This is a genomic window from bacterium, from assembly GCA_040753555.1.
GTDB lineage: Bacteria > UBA9089 > UBA9088 > UBA9088 > UBA9088 > JBFLYE01.
This window is the reverse complement of sequence record JBFMDZ010000200.1, coordinates 1-3,639: the sequence shown is the minus strand read 5'-3', so window position 1 is coordinate 3,639 and position 3,639 is coordinate 1. Positions and strand designations below refer to the sequence as shown.

The 3,639-nt window shown below is 35.3% G+C and carries 5 protein-coding genes; 4 read left to right on the top strand and 1 reads right to left on the bottom strand.

Annotated features, from left to right (window positions below; all coding sequences use genetic code 11):
- Window positions 1–223: 223 nt before the first annotated feature.
- On the top strand, window positions 224–670 hold the full coding sequence (locus AB1630_11220; protein ID MEW6104363.1) for a type II secretion system protein: 447 nt from the start codon (window positions 224–226) through the stop codon (window positions 668–670).
- Here AB1630_11220 and AB1630_11215 read toward each other — a convergent pair.
- Window positions 646–1,749, bottom strand: coding sequence for an 8-amino-7-oxononanoate synthase (locus AB1630_11215; GenBank protein MEW6104362.1), 1,104 nt, complete (start codon window positions 1,747–1,749; stop codon window positions 646–648). The genes AB1630_11220 and AB1630_11215 overlap by 25 nt on opposite strands.
- A gap of 61 nt (window positions 1,750–1,810) precedes the next feature.
- On the opposite strand from AB1630_11215, the gene AB1630_11210 reads away from it, so the two are divergent.
- From AB1630_11210 to AB1630_11200, 3 genes are all read left to right on the top strand, one after another.
- The gene (locus AB1630_11210) at window positions 1,811–2,482 is read left to right on the top strand and encodes a methylenetetrahydrofolate reductase C-terminal domain-containing protein (GenBank protein ID MEW6104361.1); all 672 of its coding nucleotides are present in this window, start codon (window positions 1,811–1,813) and stop codon (window positions 2,480–2,482) included.
- Window positions 2,483–3,005: 523 nt separating this feature from the next.
- A complete protein-coding gene (locus AB1630_11205; protein ID MEW6104360.1) occupies window positions 3,006–3,215 on the top strand; it encodes a hypothetical protein in 210 nt (69 codons plus the stop codon).
- Window positions 3,215–3,394 (top strand): hypothetical protein, encoded by a 180-nt coding sequence (locus AB1630_11200; GenBank protein MEW6104359.1) that lies wholly within the window; start codon window positions 3,215–3,217, stop codon window positions 3,392–3,394. The genes AB1630_11205 and AB1630_11200 overlap by 1 nt, the downstream gene beginning before the upstream one ends.
- Window positions 3,395–3,639 lie beyond the last annotated feature (245 nt).

Here is a 3,639-nt window from a genome sequence, read left to right as displayed (position 1 = left end):
GGATTTTTAAAATTTATGTACGTGTTTAGCTTTGCTAAACAATTTAAAATTTACAATTAAACAAAGCGATTTCTGGCTCTTTAGCATAAAGGAAGCTCAACACATATTAGGGAAGCTCAACACATACTTTCTATTTGATAATTATATATATATCATTTCTATATGATAACATCAATTGTAAAAAAAATTTGACAAAATGAGGAATTTATGGTTTAATTAAGATATGAAAAAAGCTTTTACATTGGTTGAGATAATGCTTGTGGTTGTTGTTATTGGAATATTGCTTGCTATAATGCTTCCAAGGGTGGGAAGGATGGTAGATAAATCAAGGGAGAAGGCATGTAGAAAAAATCTTCAAAATATCCAATCTGCTGTTACAACATATTGCGTTAGACCAAACGATGAGGTGTATCCTACTTCAAATGATGAGTTTAGAAGAATTCTAGATCAATATTTTCCCCAAGGAATACCGCTTACTACCCTTAGAAGATCTTTAGAAGGTATGGATTCTAATGCAGTGTATGTTGGTTCACAAACAGCGGATATTACAGATGTTGGTGGCTGGTTTCTTATAACTAATGAAGAAAGCCCTGATGCAGGAAGGGTCTTTATAAATTCTTTGCAAAAGGATTTGTATGGTGCCTATTATAGCTCATATCCTTCATGGTAGATTTTTAAAGCACCCATAAGCCTATTCAAAATCTCCCTTGTATGGTAAAAACAGAGAGAAAATCTTATTCTTGATGTATTCTTTGGAACCGTTGGTGGTCTTATGGGAAGTGCCCAAAATCCTTTTTCCCTTAAATACTCTGCTCCCTTGACTGTCAATTCCTCGTTTCCCAAAATAAAGGGAACAATCTGGGTTTCTCCTTCTATTTTAAGCATTTTTCTAAAATAAAAGGCATTTTTAAGCAATACTTTCCTCCTCTCTGGTTCATCCTTTAATAGTCTGATTGCCTCAATATTTACAGATATTATAGATGGAGGAAGGGATGTTGAATAGATAAAGCCCCTTGATTTGTTGATAAATAACTCAATTGTTTTTTTATCTCCCACAACATATCCACCAAAAGAGCCTAAAGCCTTGCTGAATGTTCCCATTATAAGCTCAATATTGGAAGTTAAGCCAAGCTCATCAACCAAGCCAGCTCCATCCTTACCAAAAATGCCTGTTGCGTGTGCCTCATCAACAAGCGTCTTAAAATTATACCTTTCTTTTAAGGAAACAATATCAAGAAGGGGTGCCTTATCTCCGTCCATACTAAATACAGATTCTGTAATAACCCAGATATTTTTGGCTTTATTTTTTTTAAGGAGGCTCTCAAGATGGTCTACATCATTGTGGTTAAATCTTAAAAGCCTTGCTTTTGAAAGGATACATCCATCAATTATACTTGCATGGGAAAACCTATCAGCAATGATAAGACTTTCCCTGTCGCATATTGCAGATATTATTCCAAGATTTGCCTGATAGCCAGAGTTAAAAATAAGGCCTTTTTCTTTTCCTTTTAGCTTCGCAATTTCTTCCTCAAGCCTATGATGAATCTCATAATCTCCACTTAAAAGCCTTGAGCCACAGCTTCCTATTCCAAATTCACTTATTGCCCTTTTACAAGCCTCTTTTAGCCTTGGGTGAAAAGATAGTCCAAGGTAATCATTGGATGAGAAATCAATATATTCCCTTCCTTTAATATAAATTTTTCCATTTTCCCTTTTAAAACAGGGCTTTAATGTCCTTGTCCATTCCATTCCTACATTTTAATATAAAAATCATTGTCAAACAACCCTTAACTTTTATATAATTTGTAAAATGATAATTGCAGAGAGAAAGCCCTTTGATGAGATAAAGAAAATGGTTTCAAGCCACAAAAAGGTATTGCTTGTTGGCTGTGGAACCTGTGTAACGGTATGTATGGCAGGTGGAGAGAAAGAGACAAAAATTCTTGCTTTGTCTTTAAAAATGGCAATGAATCTTGAAGGAAAACAGATAGAATTTTCTGAAAGCACAATTATAAGGCAGTGCGAGTGGGAATTCGTTGATGAGCTAACGGACAAAATAAAGGATATAGATGCCATTCTTTCCCTTGGATGTGGAATTGGCGTCTCTGTGATTGCTGAAAGATTTCCTCAGATTCCTGTTTATCCAGCTTTAAATACATCATTCCTTGGCTTTCCAGAAAAGCAGGGCCTATGGGTTGAAAGGTGTGGTGCCTGCGGAAATTGCATCTTGCATTTAACAGGAGGAATATGTCCTGTTGTTCGGTGTTCCAAGGGTCTTTTTAATGGGCCTTGTGGAGGCTCAAGTCAGGGAAAATGCGAAATATCAAAGGACATTTTGTGTGCCTGGCAGATAATTTACGATAGGCTTAAGGAATTAAACAAATTAGAGCTTTTGGATGAGATTATCCCTCCAAAGGATTGGTCAACAGAGCGCTCAGGGGGGTTAAGAAGAATTATTAGGGAGGATGTTTATATGGAATAGACACAAAGGCACAAAAAAAATCAAAACTCAAAGCTCAAAAGTCAAAACTACAACTTAAAAATCAAAACTTATTTGATAAATCAATGTTGTTTTGGTATAATCTGGCTTGATGAGCAAAAGAAATAATGAAGTAACAAGCCAGTTTAAGACAATAGATTATCTTTGTGGTATTCTTGTTTTTTGTTTCATTTTTAGAGAAAATTTTTCTTGCAAAGATTTTTGCGAGGCATAGTATAATGTTTTGAAAAAGTGAAAGAAACAATGCGGCTCATCACGGATTATGGTGCATAGGATAGGATTTAAAGATTGTATGTGTTTAACTAAAGCTAAATAAAATTTACAATTAAGCTCTTTGTTAAAAAGATAAGCATACAATTATTTTTGCACCATATTATGATGCGAAGAGCCAAATTTTATTAAGGAGGAAAAGAAATGAAGAAGCTTTTGAAAGCAAGATTGGTAGTTTTAGGGCTGATTTGGGGCGATGAGGCAAAGGATTTGTATATACAAGGGAGCAATAAAAATGGTTGAGGAGATAAAAGAGATTAAGGAAAAACATCAAGGGATGTGGCTGGCGATAAAAGTAACCGAAAGGGATAAATATAACAAGCCAATAAAGGGTGAAATTTTGGCTTCTGCTAGAACACATCACGAACTTCATATAGAACTGGAAGATCCAAATGTCTATGAAACTTATGCAGGCGAGCTTCCGGTAAAGGCGGTTCTTTTCTAATGATAGAAATATTTGCTAGGATTCCACCCTTTGTTTCTATTCAGATTGGCGGAAGAAAAGCCACAAAAGATTTTGATGCCCTTTTGGATACAGGAAGTACCTATGTGATAGTCTCATGGGAGGATGCGATTGATTTAGGATATGAACATTCGCAGAGGGTCGAAGGGGTCAAACCCTAATTTGGTAAAAAGGGCAAATTTTTTGTTGATAAAAACAATGAAAGAAGATATAATTATTTTAAGGAGATAAAGATAAAAAATGCCTATTTCATTGATAAAAGAGGAAGAAAGACATATCTTACAGGTTTTGCCTATCCTTCTAAAGAGGGATGCGCAATTAAGAGGCTCTCTCTATGCCATCCTATCTGAAACCTTTGCCACAAAGGATGATTTTACAAGGGTTCTGGAAGAAATCAGGCTCTTAA

What these genes read in the sequence shown, in the direction of transcription:
- AB1630_11205 (MEW6104360.1), top strand. Translation starts at nt 3,006, where the DNA reads ATGGTTGAGGAGATAAAAGAGATTAAGGAAAAACATCAAGGGATGTGG.
- AB1630_11210 (MEW6104361.1), top strand. Translation starts at nt 1,811, where the DNA reads ATGATAATTGCAGAGAGAAAGCCCTTTGATGAGATAAAGAAAATGGTT.
- AB1630_11220 (MEW6104363.1), top strand. Translation starts at nt 224, where the DNA reads ATGAAAAAAGCTTTTACATTGGTTGAGATAATGCTTGTGGTTGTTGTT.
- AB1630_11215 (MEW6104362.1), bottom strand. Translation starts at nt 1,749, where the DNA reads ATGGAATGGACAAGGACATTAAAGCCCTGTTTTAAAAGGGAAAATGGA.
- AB1630_11200 (MEW6104359.1), top strand. Translation starts at nt 3,215, where the DNA reads ATGATAGAAATATTTGCTAGGATTCCACCCTTTGTTTCTATTCAGATT.